Genomic DNA, 427 nt, shown 5'->3' with positions numbered 1-427 from the left:
GGTATACGCATGAGATTTCCAGCAAGAGAATAAACGTATATCCTAACAAGGATGCTTTCACCCGAAAAACCAAGGGGCAAGTGACGTTTCGAATGATGGACACGCCTCAAACAAAGACCTGGTGCTCTTGTGTTTTTACCGTGCGCGGCAATACTCTTGAACAAACGGGTTGTGGTTTCCTTATTCTTTGGCGGTGCGCTCGTAACGCTCACATTCCCATTTATATACCGGATAGGTTTTGTTCCAAGCACTCACTAGCTGAGTTTGTTGCTTGGAGAGTTTGCATCCGGACTCCTTGCTCATTCATAGGTAGGTACGTGCAATCCAGTCGTGGGCTCTGTCGGGTGGCATTACTTTGCGTTTCTTGAAGTTCTCTTGCATGTAGCAGTGGACACAGGTGTCACACCCCCTGCCGTTCCCTTCGCTT

At 48.2% G+C, this 427-nt stretch carries 1 pseudogene; it reads right to left on the bottom strand.

What is annotated here, in order from left to right:
• Nucleotides 1-180: 180 nt before the first annotated feature.
• Nucleotides 181-427: pseudogene (locus UF05_RS26595) on the bottom strand (endonuclease); the annotation flags it as partial.

It is taken from the genome of Vibrio sp. S457-15 (genome assembly GCF_000960545.1).
Taxonomy (GTDB): domain Bacteria; phylum Pseudomonadota; class Gammaproteobacteria; order Enterobacterales; family Vibrionaceae; genus Vibrio; species Vibrio parahaemolyticus.
The sequence above is the reverse complement of the archived record's forward strand: the minus strand, read 5'-3'. Positions and strand labels throughout refer to the sequence as shown.